The 19,285-nt window shown below is 53.3% G+C and carries 20 protein-coding genes; 7 read left to right on the top strand and 13 right to left on the bottom strand.

Annotated features, from left to right (window positions below; all coding sequences use genetic code 11):
* Positions 1–419: 419 nt before the first annotated feature.
* Entirely contained in the window at positions 420–1,808 is a 1,389-nt protein-coding gene (locus ACGG90_RS06250) for an amino acid permease (protein ID WP_390407194.1), read from the bottom strand.
* Between the two features lie 99 nt (positions 1,809–1,907).
* Here ACGG90_RS06250 and mmuM point away from each other — a divergent pair, with 99 nt between their 5' ends.
* Genes mmuM through ACGG90_RS06235 form a run of 3 tightly spaced genes read left to right on the top strand, consistent with a single transcriptional unit; the run spans position 1,908 to position 3,701 of the window.
* Positions 1,908–2,816, top strand: coding sequence for a homocysteine S-methyltransferase (gene mmuM / locus ACGG90_RS06245; RefSeq protein WP_390407191.1), 909 nt, complete (start codon positions 1,908–1,910; stop codon positions 2,814–2,816).
* 27 nt (positions 2,817–2,843) lie between these two features.
* Positions 2,844–3,356, top strand: coding sequence for a GNAT family N-acetyltransferase (locus ACGG90_RS06240; protein WP_390407188.1), 513 nt, complete (start codon positions 2,844–2,846; stop codon positions 3,354–3,356).
* Between the two features lie 9 nt (positions 3,357–3,365).
* Complete coding sequence (locus ACGG90_RS06235) at positions 3,366–3,701, top strand: DUF2200 family protein (protein WP_390407185.1); 336 nt, start codon at positions 3,366–3,368, stop codon at positions 3,699–3,701.
* Positions 3,702–3,805: 104 nt separating this feature from the next.
* Here ACGG90_RS06235 and ACGG90_RS06230 read toward each other — a convergent pair whose 3' ends face one another.
* The 10 genes from ACGG90_RS06230 to ACGG90_RS06185 form a co-directional block, all read right to left on the bottom strand.
* Positions 3,806–4,258 (bottom strand): GNAT family N-acetyltransferase, encoded by a 453-nt coding sequence (locus ACGG90_RS06230; protein ID WP_390407183.1) that lies wholly within the window; start codon positions 4,256–4,258, stop codon positions 3,806–3,808.
* A 13-nt stretch (positions 4,259–4,271) separates the two neighbouring features.
* Complete coding sequence (locus ACGG90_RS06225; RefSeq protein WP_390407180.1) at positions 4,272–4,931, bottom strand: hypothetical protein; 660 nt, start codon at positions 4,929–4,931, stop codon at positions 4,272–4,274.
* Positions 4,928–5,620: a hypothetical protein gene (locus tag ACGG90_RS06220; RefSeq protein WP_390407178.1), complete on the bottom strand. Its 693-nt coding sequence runs from the start codon at positions 5,618–5,620 to the stop codon at positions 4,928–4,930. Before ACGG90_RS06220 ends, ACGG90_RS06225 begins: the two co-directional genes overlap by 4 nt.
* Entirely contained in the window at positions 5,610–6,479 is an 870-nt protein-coding gene (locus tag ACGG90_RS06215) for an ATP-binding cassette domain-containing protein (protein WP_390407175.1), read from the bottom strand. Before ACGG90_RS06215 ends, ACGG90_RS06220 begins: the two co-directional genes overlap by 11 nt.
* Before the next feature lie 13 nt (positions 6,480–6,492).
* The gene (locus ACGG90_RS06210; RefSeq protein ID WP_390407173.1) at positions 6,493–7,236 is read right to left on the bottom strand and encodes a hypothetical protein; all 744 of its coding nucleotides are present in this window, start codon (positions 7,234–7,236) and stop codon (positions 6,493–6,495) included.
* A complete protein-coding gene (locus tag ACGG90_RS06205) occupies positions 7,229–7,600 on the bottom strand; it encodes a GntR family transcriptional regulator (RefSeq protein WP_390407170.1) in 372 nt (123 codons plus the stop codon). The genes ACGG90_RS06210 and ACGG90_RS06205 overlap by 8 nt, the downstream gene beginning before the upstream one ends.
* Positions 7,601–8,313: 713 nt before the next feature.
* Positions 8,314–9,555, bottom strand: a complete 1,242-nt coding sequence (locus ACGG90_RS06200; RefSeq protein ID WP_390407167.1) for an ABC transporter permease — start codon at positions 9,553–9,555, stop codon at positions 8,314–8,316.
* Complete coding sequence (locus ACGG90_RS06195; RefSeq protein ID WP_390407165.1) at positions 9,548–10,444, bottom strand: ABC transporter ATP-binding protein; 897 nt, start codon at positions 10,442–10,444, stop codon at positions 9,548–9,550. Before ACGG90_RS06195 ends, ACGG90_RS06200 begins: the two co-directional genes overlap by 8 nt.
* A gap of 9 nt (positions 10,445–10,453) precedes the next feature.
* Positions 10,454–11,092: a helix-turn-helix domain-containing protein gene (locus ACGG90_RS06190; RefSeq protein WP_390407163.1), complete on the bottom strand. Its 639-nt coding sequence runs from the start codon at positions 11,090–11,092 to the stop codon at positions 10,454–10,456.
* A 174-nt stretch (positions 11,093–11,266) separates the two neighbouring features.
* Positions 11,267–11,755 carry a methylated-DNA--[protein]-cysteine S-methyltransferase gene (locus ACGG90_RS06185; protein ID WP_390407160.1) on the bottom strand — a complete coding sequence of 163 codons (489 nt, stop codon included), beginning with the start codon at positions 11,753–11,755 and terminating at the stop codon, positions 11,267–11,269.
* Positions 11,756–12,375: 620 nt separating this feature from the next.
* Between ACGG90_RS06185 and ACGG90_RS06180 the strand changes: the two genes are divergently transcribed.
* Positions 12,376–13,230, top strand: a complete 855-nt coding sequence (locus tag ACGG90_RS06180; RefSeq protein WP_390407157.1) for a fructosamine kinase family protein — start codon at positions 12,376–12,378, stop codon at positions 13,228–13,230.
* 198 nt (positions 13,231–13,428) lie between these two features.
* Positions 13,429–15,072, top strand: a complete 1,644-nt coding sequence (locus ACGG90_RS06175) for a peptide ABC transporter substrate-binding protein (RefSeq protein WP_390407154.1) — start codon at positions 13,429–13,431, stop codon at positions 15,070–15,072.
* A gap of 226 nt (positions 15,073–15,298) precedes the next feature.
* On the opposite strand, the gene ACGG90_RS06170 is transcribed toward ACGG90_RS06175, so the two are convergent.
* Positions 15,299–15,625 carry a hypothetical protein gene (locus ACGG90_RS06170; RefSeq protein WP_390407152.1) on the bottom strand — a complete coding sequence of 109 codons (327 nt, stop codon included), beginning with the start codon at positions 15,623–15,625 and terminating at the stop codon, positions 15,299–15,301.
* Positions 15,626–16,349: 724 nt separating this feature from the next.
* Here ACGG90_RS06170 and ACGG90_RS06165 point away from each other — a divergent pair.
* Positions 16,350–16,991, top strand: a complete 642-nt coding sequence (locus ACGG90_RS06165) for a DNA alkylation repair protein (RefSeq protein ID WP_390407150.1) — start codon at positions 16,350–16,352, stop codon at positions 16,989–16,991.
* On the top strand, positions 16,988–18,313 hold the full coding sequence (locus ACGG90_RS06160; protein ID WP_390407148.1) for a metallophosphoesterase: 1,326 nt from the start codon (positions 16,988–16,990) through the stop codon (positions 18,311–18,313). Before ACGG90_RS06165 ends, ACGG90_RS06160 begins: the two co-directional genes overlap by 4 nt.
* Positions 18,314–18,855: 542 nt before the next feature.
* Here the strand turns inward: ACGG90_RS06160 and ACGG90_RS06155 are convergent.
* On the bottom strand, positions 18,856–19,245 hold the full coding sequence (locus ACGG90_RS06155; protein WP_390407145.1) for a DUF1093 domain-containing protein: 390 nt from the start codon (positions 19,243–19,245) through the stop codon (positions 18,856–18,858).
* Positions 19,246–19,285 lie beyond the last annotated feature (40 nt).

Below are 19,285 nucleotides of genomic sequence, written 5' to 3'. Positions count from 1 at the left end.
AGCGACTCCGCGCTGCGCGCTACGTCGCTAAGAACAACGACACCCCTGACGCCATCTGACCTCCGCACAACGCGCCCAGCAGGCGCCGTTTCCTTCAAAGTAGGGTTCAGGTTAGGCCTGATATCGATCAGACGTTAAGCTGCCAGAATTCTAACCTGCCATGATTAGCGTAGGGCCAGAGTCGCGGAGCAGCGTGGGGCAAGCGGTGGTCAGGCCGCGAAACAATCAGCGCAGCAAGACAAGCGGGTTGGGCTTGGCTTGCTGTGCTGATTGCGGCAAGTTTGCAGACACAGGCGAGCAAAGCGAGCGTGGCTGCAAACTTAGGTGGAAAACGCGCGTTTCTCAGCGCGGTTGGAACCGGCCGCGCCGCCTGCGCCACCGCTTGCCCCACGCTGCGCAGCGGCCCTGGCCCGGCCCTTTTAACGTTGCCGATGCTTGCGCCATTGTTCGCGGGCGTAGTAGAAAGCATAACAAGCCAAGACAAACGGCACCATGTAATACAGCGACGGACGCTGGGTGGGATCAAAGACGATCAGTACGCAAGACAACAAGCTCATGATAAACGCCGCCCAAGGCACCACTGGATACCACGGGGTGACAAAGCCTAACTCGCTGACTTTGTGGCCTGCTTGGCGGAATTGTTTGCGGAAGTTGATTTCGCACAACGCGATCACCATCCACACGATCACCACTGCTAGCCCGGAAATCGACACCAGCACCAGATACACGGTATCGGCAGCAACGACGCTGGACAACAGCGCCAAGATCCCGCCGAGCATGCTGACACACAGTGCGGCAAAAGGCACGCCAAAGCGGTTCGTCTGCGCAAAGCGTTGCGGGATCATGCGCTCATTGGCCAAAGACCACAGCATCCGCGTCGAGGCATATAAGCCGGAATTGGCCGCCGACATGATCGCCGTAAGCACCACGAAGTTCATGATATCGCCGGCATATGGCAAGCCAATCGAGTTGAACACTAACACGAAAGGACTTTGCGTCACGCCAGCTTTTTGCCAAGGAATCAAGGCCGCCATCACGAAGATGCTGCCAATGAAGAAGATCACCAGGCGCAACAGCGTGGTGTGAATGGCTTTGGGGATGTTGTGGGCCGGGTCTTTGGTTTCACCGGCGGTCACGCCGATCAATTCGGTGCCGGAGAAAGCGAAGTTCACCGTTAACATCGTGGTGAACACACCTTTGAAACCGGTGGGGAACCAGCCGTCTTTGACCAAATTATGCAAGCCTGGCGCGTGCTGGAAGCCTTTGATCGGAATGATCCCGACAATGGCCAACAGCCCCACCGCGATGAAGGCGATAATGGCGACCACCTTGATACTGGAAAACCAGAACTCCGCCTCGGCAAAAAAGCGCACCGACAAAGCGTTAACCGTGAAGATCACCACCATGAATAATGCGCTCCAGGCCCAAGTGGGACTGTGCGGAAACCAGGTGCGCATGATCAACCCGGCAGCAGTGAACTCTGAGCCTAACGCCACTGTCCAAGTCAGCCAATACAGAATCGCTGTGGTGAAGCCGGTGGCGGGGTTGATGAATTTATCGGCATACACATGAAACGAGCCGGTTTCCGGCATCGCCACAGACAATTCGCCAAGGCACAACATCACCAAATACACCACCACCGCACCGATGCCATAAGCCAAGATGGTGCCGATCGGGCCGGCTTGATGGATGGTGTAACCGGAGCTGAGAAACAAGCCGGTACCGATCACGCCGCCTAGCGAGATCATCAATAAGTGCCGCGATTCCATTTTGCGTTCCAAGGTGGTATGGGTCTTCTCTTCAGTCATAAACGGCCTGCTTTCTAATTAGGTTGTGCACACATGTTAATTAGATTAACATTAAATACGACTAAGGTAACGACTAAATTGCGAAAGGCGGCTTTGCTCATGCATGATCCATTAACTCAATTACTTGCCCACCACCCTTATCTCGTCAACGATGGGGCAATGGCCACCGAACTGGAAAAGCGCGGCGTCGACACCAATTCGGCGCTGTGGTCGGCAGAAGCGCTGATCAATGCACCAGAACAAGTCACCGCCGTGCACCAAAGCTACTTCGACGCTGGGGCGATGATCGCCACCACCGATTCTTATCAAGCCAACCCGCAAGCTTTCGCCAAACTCGGCTATGCCGACGCCGCCTCTGCGCAGTTGATCCAAGCATCGGTATCCCTGGCGCAAAAAGCACGCACCGATCCCAACCAGCTGATTGCCGGGTCGATCGGCCCTTATGGCGCCTACTTGGCAGACGGCAGCGAATACACCGGCGCTTATACATTAAGCGAAAGTGCCTATCAGGATTTCCATCGCCAACGCATGCAGCTGCTGCAAGCGGCTGGCGTAAACTTCTTTGCCCTGGAAACCATGCCGAATTTCGCCGAGATCAAAGCGTTGGTGCACTTGCTGGCAACAGAATTTACAACCATGACCGCTTGGGTCAGCTTGTCAGTGGGCGAAAACCATGACCGGCTGTGTGACGGCAGTGACTTTGCTACAGTATGTGATTTTCTCAACGCACAGCCGCAAGTGGTGGCGATTGGCATCAACTGCACCGCAATGACCAATGTATTGCCGACGCTGCAGCACTTGGCACCATTGACAGCCAAGCCGCTGGTGGTTTATCCCAATAACGGCGACACCTATGACCCAAGCGACAAGAGCTGGCACAAGAATCCGCACGCCTTAAGCTTTAAAGACGCGGTGCCAACTTGGCAGCAAGCCGGCGCCAGGATCATCGGCGGCTGCTGCCGCACCACGCCAGATGACATTCGCCAAATCGCCGCTGTGCTACAATAAAGGCAAAATATTTGGAGGCAGATTGCTATGCAGATCACACCGATCACCAAGCCTTATCTCAAAGCCAGCCAACAAGTCGTGGCGCAGGCTTTTGCCCAAGCGCCGCACGCTTCTGGCGACGAAGCCCAGCTGGTTGCGCGCCTGCGCCAAAGTCCGTCCTACAACGCAGATTATGATGTGATCGCGTTAGTGGATGAACAAGTGGTCGGCGCGGCGATGTTAAGCCGGGCGATGGTTGATCGTACGCCAATTTGGGTGCTGGGGCCGCTGGCGGTGCTGCCAGATCATCAAGGCCAAGGCATCGGCGGGGCTTTGATCAGTTACTTGGAAGTGCAAGCCGGTGAAGACGAGCGCCGCGCCATTTCGATTCTTGGCGACCCCGACTATTATCAACGCTTCGGCTACCAACCAGCGCAAGACTTTGGCATCACGGCACCCATGGCTGTCGAAGCCAAGTATTTCCTGATCAAAGAACTGTTCCCCCAAGCGCTGCACGGAATAGCCGGGCAGCTGCAGTATGATCCGGCTTTTGGCATCTAGGAGCAAACTATGAACGAGCGCGTATTCGATTATCCATTCGCTAAGATTTATGCGTTATACGTCCAGAAAGTCACCCGTAAAAAGCGTTCTGTGGCAGAACTTGACGCGGTGTTGAGCTGGCTGACTGGCTACGCTGCCGCTGAATTGCATGATAACACCCAATCCTTGCGCGAATTCTTCGCCGCAGCCCCAATGAATCCGGCGGCCAAGCAGATCACCGGCGTGGTGTGCGGCGTGCGCGTGGAAAACATCGCAGACCCTTTGTTGCAACAGATCCGCTGGATGGATAAAGTCGTCGACGAGCTGGCCAAAGGCAAAGCCGTCGCCGCCATTCAACGCAGCTGAGCAAATTGTTTCACGTGAAACAATGTAAATCTGGTTAATAAATAGCGCAGCCTATGTCTCCCTTTTTAGGGTGGCTAGGCTGCGCTATTTAGCGCTTCACGATTTCATATAGATTTCTCAAGCATCACCATATCTTGCAAAGTGACCCCATTGGCCACGATCGGCGTCGCGTAAGCTGCAAAGAAGCCGTGCTTAACCGCGTAGAAGCGAAAACCGCGCTTGAGATAAAACAAGATATTCTGCACATCAGCATCCCCGGTGCCCACGATCACCCGCGTCGCCGCATGCGCATAATACGTATCGACAAACTCAACTAACGCCGTGCCGATTCCTGTCCCTTGCAGATCCGGCGTCACAGCAAGGTTCTTGATTTCGATTGTCTCAGCCTCTGCAGTGATCACCAACACAACGCCAATAATCGTGTCTTGTTGCTTAGCGACAAAAGCGCGCCCCGAGTCGATATATAAAGCGACTTGTCGCGCATCTTCATCGCCAATCAACAGCAATGGCAGCAGTGCCGACCGATCAGGACTTAGATATTCTTGAATATCGATCATCAGCACCTCACCTTCACCACGGCTCAATATGCAACAACAAAGCAAAGTTTACCGCACCAAGTACCACGCCCAGAACCACCCCGCCGCTGATAAAACTTGCCGTGGACAACCCCAGTCGACTCAACGCCGGCGCTAACACGCCAATGATCACGACCATCAAGAACAGCCCCATCCCAACAAGGTTCATCCAGCGCGGCCCTGCCGCCATTGGCAACAAGGTGAGCAAGCTGCCAGCCAATGCCGCAATGACCATTAAGGTGAAGATCAAGCCAATATCTGCGCCTAAGCCGCCTGCCAAATGAAACTGCGCCAAGGAATTCGGCGTTTGGCGCTGATCTGCCAACTCCCACAAGCCCAGACTCACCGCAACAAACAAGGCCCCTGCTGCCCAAACCACAGCTAAACCAGCCGCGATATGGCGCCGACTGACCCCGCAAGCCACGCCATAGCGGATCATGGCCGCACTTTGCTTGGCGGCGATGATCAAGCCCACCAATAGCCACACGCCTAACAGCGGCACCGGCATCACGGTAGTTTTAGGATAAATCAGGTGGTTGGTGACAAAATCCCGCATGCTCACCACCCACAATAACAACACCGGCCACGCAACCGCCAGCGGCAATAAGGTGTAGCGCCATTGTTGATGCACTAAGGCTTGCATTTTTGCAGTCATGCCTGGCCTCCTTGTGGCACATTCATCCGGCTGTAAAGCCACTTGGCCAGGAGACTGACCAGTACTGCCACTATCAGCAACGCCGTATCTGTCGCCCATAGATGCGCTGTGACATAATGACCCAGCGTCTGCACGCTAGGCAGCGCCTGACTGAGCAGATAAAAAACCATGGCCACGGCGATCACGCCAACTAAGTAACCAAATACCACGAGTATCCCTAAACCAAGGCGGCCATGCTTGCTTTTAGGCAGCATAAACAGCAGCGCCACCAACAACCCGACAAAACCAAACACGACTGCCAACAACCCTAAATAGCCCCACACGGCCCATAGCGGCCGATCAGTCAGCCAATGCGCGGAGGTATTGGTCAGCACGTTGAAGAGGCCTTGCAACAGCATTGCACCAGTGGCCATAATTGCCGCAGTCACTGCCAAAGCGCTGCCCATTGCCCGGCTCATCACCTTACGCGGCACACCGAGTTGAAAGCCCAGCCCAAAGCCGTAACTTGGCAGCGTGATGCCCAACACGAAGCCCATCATGCCGCACGCCCATGGCCAATCTCTGCCGAGGATCATCACATGCCAGAAGAAGGGCACCACATTGATCAATATGAACATTAATATGAGACCCATTCCGCTGAGCGGGCCGGAAATTTTCAACAGCTGTAAGGTGATCGCTTTATACTTCATCTTCATCACCATCTTTAGTTAATTCGATAAATAAGCGTTGCAACTGGATGCCATCTAAGCTGACATCAGCCGGCAGCGGCCGCTGCAGTGGCGCGTGCAGCGTATACGCCGTCAACATCCCGCCTAAGCGGGTGCTGGAAATCACCGGCACGTCGGTTAAGTAATCTTCGACTAGCGCCGCTGGGCCGCTCACCACCCGGCCCAGCTGCTGCAAAGTTTCCGTGTCTTCATCCAGACGGACCTGGCCGCGGTCGATCACCATCACATGGCTCAACAAGCCGGAGACTTCTTCGATCAAGTGCGTGGCGATCACGAACGTTCGCGGGCGCATGGCATAAGTGGCCAAAAACTCTTGATAGAACAACTCACGGTGATTGGCATCCAGCCCCAACACTGGCTCGTCTAAGAACACGAAATCACAAGGCACGCACAAGGCGACCACCAAGTTGGCGATGGTTTGATACCCTGTTGACTGCTTGCCCAAGCGCTCGTCCACGTTCAAGCGAAACTTGCGCGCCAACTCCGCCGCCAACTTAGTGTCGAAGCTGCCATACAACTCACCCACCAGCTTGAACAACTGCTTGATCTTGATTCCGCTAGGCCACAGCTTGGCATCAGACATCAAGAAAATACGATTCTGGGCGCGTTCGTTCTCAAACACCGACTCGCCATCTAAAGTGATGGTGCCGCGGCGCACCCGCAGGCGGTTATTGATGATCTTCATCAAAGTACTTTTACCCACGCCATTGCGGCCAAGCAAACCATAAATCGTCGCTTCTTGAAAAGTCGTGGTGACGCCGGTCAGCACTGGCTTGCCGGCAAAGTCCTTGTGGATATCTGTGATCACTAATTCACTCATCGCAATATGCTCCTCACTCTTGTATCGAAACGCCTTGATACGCGGCTTTGACAGCCAACCCCATCAGACATGCCCCTATCAGTTCAGCACCGATCCATACCCCGGCATGGGTCGTGATAAACGCCTTAAGCTCTGGGACTCCGGCATTAAACATGCCGATGAACATCGACCACCAGCCGCCAATCAAGATTGAGGCAACGAAAATCACCAGAAGCATCGCCACCCCAGGCCGCTTAGGCAAATACCCCGCGCCGATGACGCCGACCCACTCGCCGATCGCACCGCTGAACATCATCAAGGCGATCAAGTACCACCAAGAAGTCCCCCAGCCACCGGCAGTCATAAACCAGGGAAAGTCCACATTGACGAAAATGGTCTTGATTCCTAAACCGTATGTGATCAGCGCTTGAAACGCCACCATGACGGTGCTGCACACAATCGCGCTGATCGGCAACATCGCCCACAAGGCGCGGGTCATCGTCTCTCGACTGACCCCCAGTTGAAAGCCCAGCCCCAAACTATATCGTACAGTGAAAGCCGCAACCAGCATGCTAGCCAGCATACAATCATGGGGCCAATTGGCAACCAGGTGGGTTTGATGTTGCGCCAACGCCAACAGCACCACCAAACAAACATCAGAGCCAACGAACAATAGCCACCATTTCAAGTCATAGCGCAGATCCCGCTTAAGGATCGCTAAGAACTTGTTGCGCATCATGCGCGATGGCACATATGTCGCGTGCAGCAGATTATTCATCAGCCCACCCCTTCTCGATGGCTGCCATCAGCTCCGATTTGCTGATGCCCAACGTCTTAGCCGCTTGGATCAACGCTTGCACCTGTTCTTGATAGAAGGTCGCTTGCGCTTGTTTGCGCAACTGCTGGCGCGCACCTTTGACCACGAACATCCCGATCCCGCGCCGCTTCTCGATCAAGCCTGCGTCCACCAGCAGGTTCATGCCTTTAAGCACCGTGGCGGGATTGAGCTGATACGCCTTAGACACTTGTGTTGTGGACGGGATCTGCGTTTCTTCAGCAAAAGCACCGCTTAAGATCCCCGCTTCAAATTGCGTGGCGATTTGTTGAAACAACGGCACCACGCTATCACTTTCAAAATGCATCCGCTGCCCCCTTACTGGTTAGTTACTCAACCAACTAACCACAAGATACGCGCAGTGAAAGCGCTTGTCAAGCAAAAAAAGCCAGAGCGGAGCAGCCCGCACTTAGCGATGTGTATAAGATGGCCTGAGCTAATGGCGGGCTTTGCCATAAGCTCGGGACAGCTTATACGCAATCGCGTTGGGCTGCGCAGCTCGACGAAGACCACAGCGTAAAAGACGTGGACTCAGGTTCTTGGCTGAGGCTCGGCCAGGCGTTGCTCCGGTGCGCGGGGAAAGCGGCGGTGCAGACGGTGCGGCCGGCTCCAACCACGCTGAAAAGCGCGTGTTTTCCGCCTAACTTTTGAGCTTTGCACTCGCCTGCGGCTCGCCTTGCAAATCTCAAAAGTTGCCGCGATCAGCCCAGCAAGCCTTGCACAAACCTCAAGGCTTTCTGGGCTGATCGTTTCACGGCCTGACCGCCGCTTTCCCCGCGCACCTCCGCAATGCCTGTCCTACCATAGTCGAATCAGGATAGTACTTGGTGTGATGGCCAGTCATCGATAAATCGTGTTTACTCACTTGATGAGAATCAGTTTATGTATTGATACACACTGCAGAGACAAATACGAATAGCCGAAACCCAAGCAGCCCCACAAAAAAGTGCCAGCATCCCCCGATTCCACAATCAGGGACGCTGGCACTTTTTCATTGATTCTAACCGACTCGCCGCAAGTTTATTTACTCAGCGACCGCATCAACGTTAACGTCGCCCGCAAGGCTTTGCCTAGGCCGCCTTCCTTGTACACCAACACATTGGCGCGATACACCCGCACTGCAAACCAAGTGAACAAGCCTAAGAACGCCACTGAGATCACTAATGAAAGCCAAGCCTGCATGCTGGTGGCATAGCCCATCGTCGCGCGCACCGGCATGATCGAAGCGCTTAAGAACGGCACGAAACTGCCGATGCGGATGATGGTGCTGTCGCCGGCTTGGGCCATCAAGGCACCAAAGTAGCCGATCATTCCTAGAATCGACAGCGGCATCACGGCTTGTTGTACCTGTTCTTGATTAGCAACCAGCGACCCGGTCAATGCCGCCAGCACCGCATAACTCAACGTTCCCACCAAGAAGAACAGCAAGATCTGCACGCCGTTAACCGACAACAGCGCCGACAAGTCGAAGTTATCCAACAGCTGCTTGACGATTTTCTGTTTCATCAGCAATGGCCAGGCCACGGCGACAGCCACCGCATAAATCGCGATTTGCGTCAGCAGCAATAACAAGATTCCGCACAGCTTGCCGAAGAATTGGGTCGTGGCGCTGACTGAAGACAGCAACATCTCCATGATCCGCAAGCCTTTCTCCGTGGCGATTTCTTGCGCAAGAATGCTGCCATACACCAGCATGAACACCATCATCAAGATCGTGATGCCAAAAGCGATCCCGCGGTTCATCAAATCAGTGTTTTCGTCCTTGGCCACTTGCTTGCCGTCTTTGATGGCCACAGTGGTGGTGGTGAGCTTCGCCGGTGTCATCAACTGCGCCAATTGCGCTTGGCTCAACTTCAACTGTGAAGCCACTACTTGGGTGCTGCGCTGATTTAACACCGCACTTAAGCCATCTGTGTCGATGCTTTGGCCGCCGACGCGTGTCACCAAATGTGCAGTCAACGCGGTATTGCTTGGCGTAAAGCTCAATACCCCATCGACTTTTTCTTTGCGCAAAGCCTGATCGGCTGCGCTTTGTGAATAGATCTGGGCTTTGGTGTCGGTGGCTTTGCCAATTGTTTTGACCCAAGCGCTGTCAAGGCTGACCACCGCCAGTTTGGCTTGGTCTTGTGAGTTGCTCATCAAGCCAGCCAAGCCCAAAACCAATGCCGCCAGCAAAATCGGCGACACCACTAAGAACAGCCACGAGCCGCTGCGGGCGCTTTTCTTGTAGACTTGCTTGGTGACGATCCAGAATTTATTCATCGACTTCACCTGCTTTCATGCGGAAGATCTCATCAAGCGTCGGCGGCTGCTGGCTGAATTCAGGAATATACCCGCCAGCCGTCGCCGCGGCAAAAATCGCCTTGCCGGCCTCTGGGTCGCTTAGCGTCACAATTTGGCGTGCACCGCTTGGCTGGACCTTGACCACCCCGGCAAAAGCTTCAAGTTCAGCCTTGGTCAATGGGGATTGAATAAACAGCTTCGTGCGGCCGAAGCTTTGGCGGATCTGCCCGACTTCGCCGCTTAACACCACGGCCCCGCGCCGCAACATGATCAAGTGATCTGACAAGGTTTCGACATTGCCCATGTTGTGGCTGGAGTAGATGATCGCCGCCCCGTCATCGCGCAACATGCGGATGCCGTCTTCTAGAATCGACGCATTCACCGGATCCAAGCCGGTAAAAGGCTCATCCAAGATCACCAAGCGCGGCATGTGGATCAATGCGGCGATCAATTGGATCTTCTGCTGGTTGCCTTTGCTAAGATCTTTGACCTTATCGGTGCGCTTGCCTTTGACTTCAAAACGCCGCATCCACTCATCGATTTGCACCCGCACGTCGCGGGCTTTCATCCCGCGCAGCTGCGCGAAGTACATGATCTGATCTTCCACGCGCATTTTGGTATATAAACCGCGTTCTTCCGGCAAATAACCCAGCGCGTTGTAATCGGCTTGAGTCAGCTTGTGACCAAGCCACGAAACAGTCCCTGAATCCGGCTCGATGAAATTCAAGATCATGCGAAACGTCGTCGTTTTGCCGGCACCGTTCTGCCCGATCAAGCCCATGATCTCGCCTGGCTTAACGACGAAACTGGCGTCAGATACTGCCACCATATCGCCGAAGCGCTTGGTGAGATGCTTCACTTCTAACATAAACTCCTCCTACCTGATCTTCCAAGTCATACGCATCGGCCCAAACCGCACGCGATGATAAACCACTATGGCCACCAGTGCCACACTGCCGCCAATTAAACCGCCCCAGAACTCTGCACTGAAGCCGCCTAACACGCCGTACATCAACCCGCACAACCCCACGACCACCAAGACACTAAGGACAAAATTGCCCAGCGTCAGCGTTTGATCCACTTTCTTGTGCATCAATAACCGATAGCGCCGATAACTCGGCCCTAGTGCCAAGGTGTTAAGCACCATTGAAGCCGTTAACACCAACTGCGCACCTGCCGGCAGAATAAACCCGGCGATTTTCAACGCGTTCAACACCACCAACCCCACTAACACCAGATCAACGGCATACACCGCGTAATACACCATGCGCGCTTCTCTTCGCTGCTGGTCTTGCTTGACCAAATCGGCAGTGACTTTACTGTCTTCCAATAACAGCGTGTCTAATGAGAGATGATAAGTTTCCGCCAGCGTGATCAAGCTGGTGATATCCGGATAACTGCGCCCGGTTTCCCACCCTGACACCGTCTGGCGGCTGACGTGCAATTCATCGGCGATGTCTTGTTGGGTCAAGACGTTCTCCCGCCGAATCGCCCGCAGCCGATCGCCTAGGTCCATATGCGTCACTTCCTTTTGATACGCTTTCAAGATACTATAAATGTACCCAAAAACCGCCGCAAAAGCGAGCAACCAAATGTGGCATCAGCCAATATTTAGTCATGCCACGCTTAGCGGCGGCCAATCTTATCAATAATGGTCGTGCTGGTTTATTTCCCAGGCAATATGGCGTCGTTAAATCGCCCCTTCGAGTTGCAACAAGGCTTGCTTGCGCTTGATGCCCCCAGCATAACCAGTCAAGCTGCCGTCCACGCCGACGACACGATGACACGGCACCACCAAACTCAACGGATTGTGGCCCACTGCCCCGCCAATGGCCCGCGGCGAAGTATGATGGCCAGCTTTGGCCAATTGCTCAGCTAAGTCGCGATAGGTGACGGTTTTGCCATAGGGAATAGCGACCAGCGCTTGTTGCACCAGCTGTCTAAACGGCGTACCAGAATAATGCAGATTTGGCCGCGGCAATTGTCGCCCAGCAAAATACGCATCCAGCCATTGCCGCGTGGCTTGCAAGCTGGCGTTATCCCCAACTGGTGTCGCCGTCAAGTCAAATTGACCACCATAATAAGCTTGATCCTCAAACCAAACCCCATACAATGCCGTCGCTGACCCTAACAGCGTCAAATTGCCTAATGGTGACGCATAAGTTGTTTGTTGCAACATGCTTCCACGACCTTTCTGGCAAACTGCCAGCGCGTTTGTTCAGACTATTTTCTTCATGTTACCGCTTTGGTCCGGTATTGTATCTAGTCGATCAGACGTTCTTTAAAATGTTACCATAATCGGTCCTCATGACAGTTGATAATTGGCGCCAAGCCAAGCCAATCAAGGGCCTGCTTCGACGACGTAGGACAGGTGGTGCGTAGGAACGTGGTGCGGCAAGCCGGTCAGGCCGTGAAACGATCAGTACAGCAAGACAAGTGGTTTGTGCTTGGCCTGCTGTACTGATCGCGGCAAGTTTAACGACCTGCGGTGAGCGCAGCGATGCAGGGCGTTAAACTTAGTCGGAAAACGCGCGTACTTTGCGCGGTTGCAGACGGCCGCACCGCCTGCGCCGGCTTGCCGCACCACGCTCCGGAACAACACCTGTCCGGGCCTGACCAAGACTAAGTCCCCCGCTTGTTATGCAGTGGTATTCGTCGAGCTACGCAGCCCAACGCGGCGTGATATAAGTCGCGACGCCGCCAAGGCAAAAAGCGCCTTTGCGTCATCCCGTCTTATATCCACCGCTAAGTACGGGCTGCTTCGCTCTGGGCTATAATAATCACGAAAGAAGGATGCCTATGTCATTATCTGCAAAATGGCTGGCCCGCCTGCCGCTGGCCGAGATCCGCGCCGTCGTGCCAGTCGGCGGTGGCGACGTCAATCAAGCCTATCGCCTATCTGCCGCTGATGGCGAATATTTCTTATTGGTGCAGCCGCAACAACCGGCAAATTTTTACGCCGGCGAAATTGCCGGACTTGAGGCTTTTGCCCAAGCGCAAATCACTGCGCCGCGAGTGATCGCGCATGGCCAGATTTATGGCGACGCGTATCTTTTATTAAATTACCTGGCGCAAGGCTCTGGCAAGCAAAGCGACCTCGGTGCATTAGTCGCCAAGCTGCACAGCTATCAAAGTCCCAGCAGACGCTTTGGTTTCAGCCAGCTATACGCCGGCACCAGCGTCAGCTTTGCCAACCCTTGGTCAACGTCTTGGCGCGAGTTATTCGTCAATCAGCGCCTTGATGTGTTAGACGCCGCGCTGCGCACCAAACATTTATGGGGCGGCATGCGCCCGGCTTTCTTGGCTGCTCGTGCCAAGATCGTCGCCGCCTTGGGCCAACGCCATAGCCAACCGGTGTTGCTGCATGGTGATTTGTGGTCAGGCAATTACATGTTCTTGGCGGATGGCCGCCCGGCATTGATCGATCCGGCAGCATGGTATGGCGATCGCGAATTTGATATCGGCATTACCACCGTGTTTGGCGGCTTTGACGCAGACTTCTATGCAAGCTATCAAGCCCACCTGCCGCTAGATGCTGGCTATCAAAAGCGGCTGGCTTTTTATCGCTTGTACTACTTGATGGTGCACTTAGACAAGTTCGGCGCAACTTATGCCAATATGGTCCAACATGAGCTAACTGCGATATTAGAATAATGAGAAGCCGGCAGGCCCGCATTGTGCTCAAACCCCAAATTTTGTACCTTTTTTCCATGATTTGATGACAGTTGATTGCGTTAACTAGACAATTATGAACGTTCTATGACCAAAATGTGTCCGATAATTTGAGTTTAGAGTTGACTTTCATCCAATTTTAATCTAAATTGAAAGCATAAACATTAGGGGGCACATTTTATGAAGATGAAGAAGGGCTTGACGGCCGGCGCCGTATTACTAGCATCCGCCGCCTTACTCGCTGCCTGCGGGGGTAAATCCTCCAGCAGCAGCGATTCAAAGAAAGACACTTGGACACGCATGGTCGGCGACGTAATTTCCACCATGGACCCATCTACCAACACCGATGTCATCGGCGGACAGCAGTTGGTTGATACCATGGAAGGTTTGTATCGTTACAACGGCTCAAAGCTTGAACCTGCTTTGGCCACGAAAGTCGTTGAACCGACTAATGGTGGTAAGACTTACACGTTCCATCTGCGCAAGTCTACTTGGAGCAACGGCAAGGCCGTTACTGCCAAGGATTTCGTTTATGGCTGGAAACGGACGGTCAATCCTAAGACCAAGTCCCAATATGCTTACCTCTTCTCTGGGGTTGAGAATGCCGATGCCATCATGGCCGGCAAGAAAGCACCTTCCACGTTGGGTGTCAAAGCAACTGACGATTATACTTTGACGGTTACCTTGGAGAAGCCATTACCTTACTTCAACACGATGATGGTCAACCCTGTCTTCTTCCCACAAGCCAAGTCCATGGTCGACAAGGCCGGCAAGAAGTATGGTACGCAAGCTAAGTATATCTTGACTAACGGCCCTTACACGTTGAAGACTTGGAACGGTACTGGTAACACTTGGACTGAAACCAAGAACCCGAAGTACTGGGATGCCAAAGACGTCAAGGTCAAGAACATCCAAACCCAAGTGGTCAAGGATCCTTCGACTGCCAACAACTTATACAAGTCTGGTAAGCTTGACGATGCCAGCTTGTCTGGTTCCTTAGCTGCGCAAGCCAAGTCCAACAAAGACTACAAAGGCTTGAAAGAAAGTGCCACCTTCTATCTTGAACTCAACGAGAAGAAAGTGCCTGCCTTCAAGAACGCCAAGATCCGTCAGGCAATCTCCATGGCTATCGACCGCGAAGGCTTCATCAAGTCTGTCATCAAAGATTCGTCGATCCCAGCCAAGACTGTGACCCCGCAAGGCTTGTTCACGGAACCTAAAGACACCTCTGTTGACTTTGCCAAAGACGCTGCCAAAGGCGAAACCGGCACTTACACCGACTACAACTTAGCCCAAGCCAAGAAGCTTTGGGACGAAGGCAAGAAAGAAGCCGGCGTCTCCAGCTTAACTGTATCCATGAACTGTGACGATACTGACGCTTCTAAGAACACATCTGAATACCTGCAAAACGCCTTACAGAAACTTGACGGCTTGAAGGTAACGATCAACGCCTTACCATTCAAGACTCGTCTGGCTCGTTCTGCTTCTAAGGACTTCCAGATGGTCATCACCGGCTGGTCTGCTGACTTCCCAGATGCCATCAGCTTCTTGGATCTCTTCACTACCGGCGGTGCTTACAACGACGGTTCATGGTCCAACAAGCAATACGATGCTTTGATTGCCGCCTCTAAGGGTGCTGATGCCACTAACGCTACTAAGCGTTATGATGACTTGAAGCAAGCCGAACAGATCCTGATGAAGGACCAAGGCGTTGTGCCATTGTATCAACGTGTTTCCGCTCACTTGATCAACCCTGCTTTGAAGGGCGCCACTTACAGCCCAGCCGGCATGTACAACTATGTTGGCGCAACGTTGAAGCGTTAATCATAACTACTCGGCAGCTTGACTGCTGAAAACAAAAATCGTCCGTGCTAGTTTGAAAACTAGCACGGGCGATTTTTTTGGACCAGAGCGGAGTGGCGCGCTCTTAGCGGGTCAATTAGCCTAGCCCTCGTGCTTGCGGCGCACTATGCCGCGAGTGCGGGGGCGTAGCTAATTGCACCCGCGTTGCGCCACGCAGCTCGACGAAGAAAAATCGCCTCAAGCTAAGCTAATGACCAGCAGCAATCAGCAGCCAGAGCTTATATATGCCCGATACCGCAGTTAGCCCACCAACAACTAATATGATCCGATCAGCTGTCGACCATCGGCTCCGATTAATCTGATTATTTCCAGCCTCATTCTCACCATGCTTAGGGGCTTGTCGATAGGATTGTACGAGATCTACAACGACAGCACAACCAATGATCGCTGCACTAATCGCACTCAGGATGAACGACCAATTATTATCATCAGTCGGCATGCTCATAATCAGCAACCCAGCAATAATTAACACGGTGAAGCTCAATGCGAACAACTTTTTCCAGTGTAGTCTCAATACAACCACCTCACTTTGCTTAACAAACTGCACGCCATTAACATATATACCAAAGCATAATCAATTTCAGTTTCACTTTGTTACCACAAAGCCTTCACCCTCCCAAAGGACAAATTCTGGACATGCAAAGTACGCTCTTGGAAAACGCTTTCGCCAATTAAAAAGCTTGTAAATGACAAGTGTAGTCTTTATATCGAGTTTTCTCAGCTGCCCCTCGGAGATTGTCTCATTTCTGTGACTGCTAAAACTAAGCGTCCCATTTTCTCGGAATTGTCCAAGTCCCCATGCGGAAGATGCGTTAAAGTTTTCCATATGTTCAGCTCATCAGATTGGCCTGTTAAATCGCAAACGCCGTCAGAATTTATACTTATGTGGGCAGGCCATCAGTCACATAGTCGCGAGACATTTTTCAACGCCAAGTAACGCAAGCGGTTCTGCACCGCGATTCATACCCGTAGCAGCCGGAGCCGCTACGGGTAGAATGAAATAGGGCAAATAGTTTCACCGCCGAGAGCCGCTGCAACACAGTTCCCAGCTGGATAAGCGGTATCATCCAAGACATGCGCGACATCGACGATTTTTACGCGTCGTTGGTCTCATAGCCGACGATAGGAAACGGGCAATCTGGTCGCAACAATAATAACGCGCTTTTGACTACGCACCCATTGCGCACAGTCTTGGCCAATGCGTACAATAAAGACATTACCGCAAAGGAGCACACCTCATGTTTGATCTGCAATTTACGACCAATGCCGATAATGCCAGCCACATGGCCGCATACATGCGCAACCAGTTCCCGTTTGCCGGGCTCAAGACACCGCAGCGCAAAGCCGAAACCAAGCCATTGCTGAAAGCTGCGGCAACTTGGTCCAGCCAACAAATCCTCGCTCAAGTCGCCGAATTATACGCCTGCGACGCTCGCGAGTACCAATATGCCGCCATCGACTTGGCTCGCCATCATGTGCGCCAATATACGTTCACAGAGCTGACCAAGCTGGCGGGATTTGTCACCGTTAAACCTTGGTGGGACACGGTAGATGCATGGCGGCCTTTGTTTTGGGATTATGTGGCGCTGCATCCGGCGCAATTGCCTGATGTGTGGGCGCTGTTTTTTGGCCAAAGCGACTTCTGGCTGCGTCGTGTCGCCATCACCTTGCAGCTGCAAGCCAAGACTGACACGAACTTGACCTTGTTGACACAAGCTATTGATGCAGATCTAACGACAGATGAATTCTTCATCCAAAAGGCAATCGGCTGGGCTTTGCGCCAATATAGCAAAGTCGATGCCGCTTGGGTGCAGGCGTTTATTCAAGCACGGCCGCAAATGCGCAAACTGGCGATCAAGGAAGGCAGCAAATATCTATGAAACGACATATCACCATGATCATTGCCAGTTTGCTGGCAATGCTGGCCTTTGCGACTGGTTTGCACCATTATTATCCCTTGCAAGCCAGCGGCGAACCGCAACTGACACAAAACACGAAACCGGTATTATGGGTGACTTCAGATACCCATTTTATCGCGCCAAGTTTGCATGACAACAAGCAGGCGTTTCAATGGATCCAAGGCAGCGCCGCAGGCAAAGACCTGAAAGACCAGCCAATCGCCATTAAAGCCTTCGTGCATGCCGCCATCAAAGCGCGGCCCACGGCGGTGATCATCACCGGTGATGTCACTTTCAATGGCGAATTAGCCAGCGCGCACAGCATCGCCAAGCGCTTGGCGCCGCTTGAACAACACGGCATCCGCTTGTTGATCATCCCCGGCAACCACGATATCTACGATGGCTGGGCCCGCAAATTCAGCGGCAAAGACCAATTGCCGGTGGCGCAAATCAGTCCCAACGACTGGCAAAGCATTTTCCATGATGGTTACGATCACGCCGCGGCCAAAGACGGCAACTCGTTAAGCTATGCGGTGAACTTGAATCAAGATTATCAATTGCTGATGTTAGATGACAACAACTACACCGTCCAGCCTTCGCATTTGGCCCCAAACACCGGCGGCAGGCTGCGCGCTGCCAGCTTGCAGTGGATCCAAGCGCGGTTGGTCAAAGCCCAAGCGCAAGGCCGCAAAACCTTGGTGTTCATGCACCACAACTTATATGTGCACTCCAGCCATGTCTCTGACGGCTGGGTATTGGACAACGCCGCCAGCCTGCGCAAGCTCTTGGCCAAATACCAGGTGCCGGTGGTGTTTTCCGGCCACATCCACGCTCAAGACATCAGCGCCGATCCTGACGGTAAGTACGCCATCAAAGAGATCATCTCTGCCAGCTTCACCCAAACACCTGGCATCTTTGGCGTGGTAACCTTAACCAAAAATCACTTCCGCTACCGCACCGCAAACCAAGATCTGACGCCGGTATTGAAAACCAATTACCGCGGGCCGCTGCGTCATTATCAGCAGCATTTGAAGACGCAATTCATTGACACCCAAGCGCTGCCAATCGTTTTCCAACAAGCCAAAGAAGCCGGGCTTACTGGTGCTGACTTGCGCAACGCCACGAATTTCTTGGCGGAATTAAACTGGCGCTTCTTCGCCGGCGCCGACAGCAAAGGCTTGGCCAGCTTGAAGCAACTGCCCGGCTATTCCGCGGTGATGCACAACGCCACGCTTAAGCGCCATGTTCAAGACATGCTGGAAGACACGAACCTGCCAGATCGCCAGTTGGATCTGAACTACTAAGAATTTGCAAAGCGCCAGCAAAATCTTTGCCAATATTTTAGTTGCGTGCTATATTGACCTCAGATAGTCACAAAGTACTATCGTAATGACTGGGGATCATGCGCAGATTTCCAGCCTTACACAAACACAAACCCGCCTGGCGATCGATCGCCAGGCGGGTTTGTCGTATAACCAGAGCGCAGTGGCGCGCACTTAGCGGGTCGGATAGCCAAGTCACCGTGCTTGGGGCGCTTTTTGCCCCGAGTTCGGTGACGTAGCTAGCCGCACCCGCGTTGCGCCACGCAGCTCGACGAACCAAAGCGCAGTGGCGCGCACTTAGCGGTGGATATAAGGCGGGATGACAGTTGGGCGCTCTTTGCCCAATTGGCGTCACGACTTATATCACGCCGCGTTGCGCCACGCAGCTCGACGAACCAGAGCGGAGCAAAGCGCATTTAGCGATGCGTATAAGGCGGGATGACGCAAAGGCGCTCTTTGCCTTGGCGGCGTCACGACTTATACACAATCGCGTTGCTTTGCGCAGCTCGACGAACCAGAGCGCCTTATTCTAACGCTGCCAATGCCTTGGCTGGCACCTGCGACTTGGCGACAACGCTTGGGCCTTGGGTCACGCGCTTGGCGGAGACTTTGGCCTTCAGATAACTGCCTGGCGCTAACGGTTTTGGATCGGTACTTTCAGTCGATTCCCAGTCTACTTGCTTGGTGTGGCCTGAAGCATCCGCCCAAGTGAGGTCATACTTATAGTAGTAAACTTGTTGACCATTCTTTTTGTAATCGGCACCGTTATCGGTTTTGGACTTGTGCTTGGCGGCAGATTGCACCACCGCGTAGCTGGTCACCCCATTGTAGGTGGTGTTCCAATAACTATAAGCCTTGTAACCACCAAAGGCGACGATCACCAACACGATGATTCCGACGATTGCTTTGCGCATGTTGAACCCTCCCATATCTGTGTTGATTCTATTATCGCAT

It is taken from the genome of Lacticaseibacillus jixiensis (genome assembly GCF_042847315.1).
GTDB classification, from domain to species: Bacteria; Bacillota; Bacilli; order Lactobacillales; family Lactobacillaceae; genus Lacticaseibacillus; species Lacticaseibacillus jixiensis.
The sequence above is the reverse complement of the archived record's forward strand: the minus strand, read 5'-3'. Positions and strand labels throughout refer to the sequence as shown.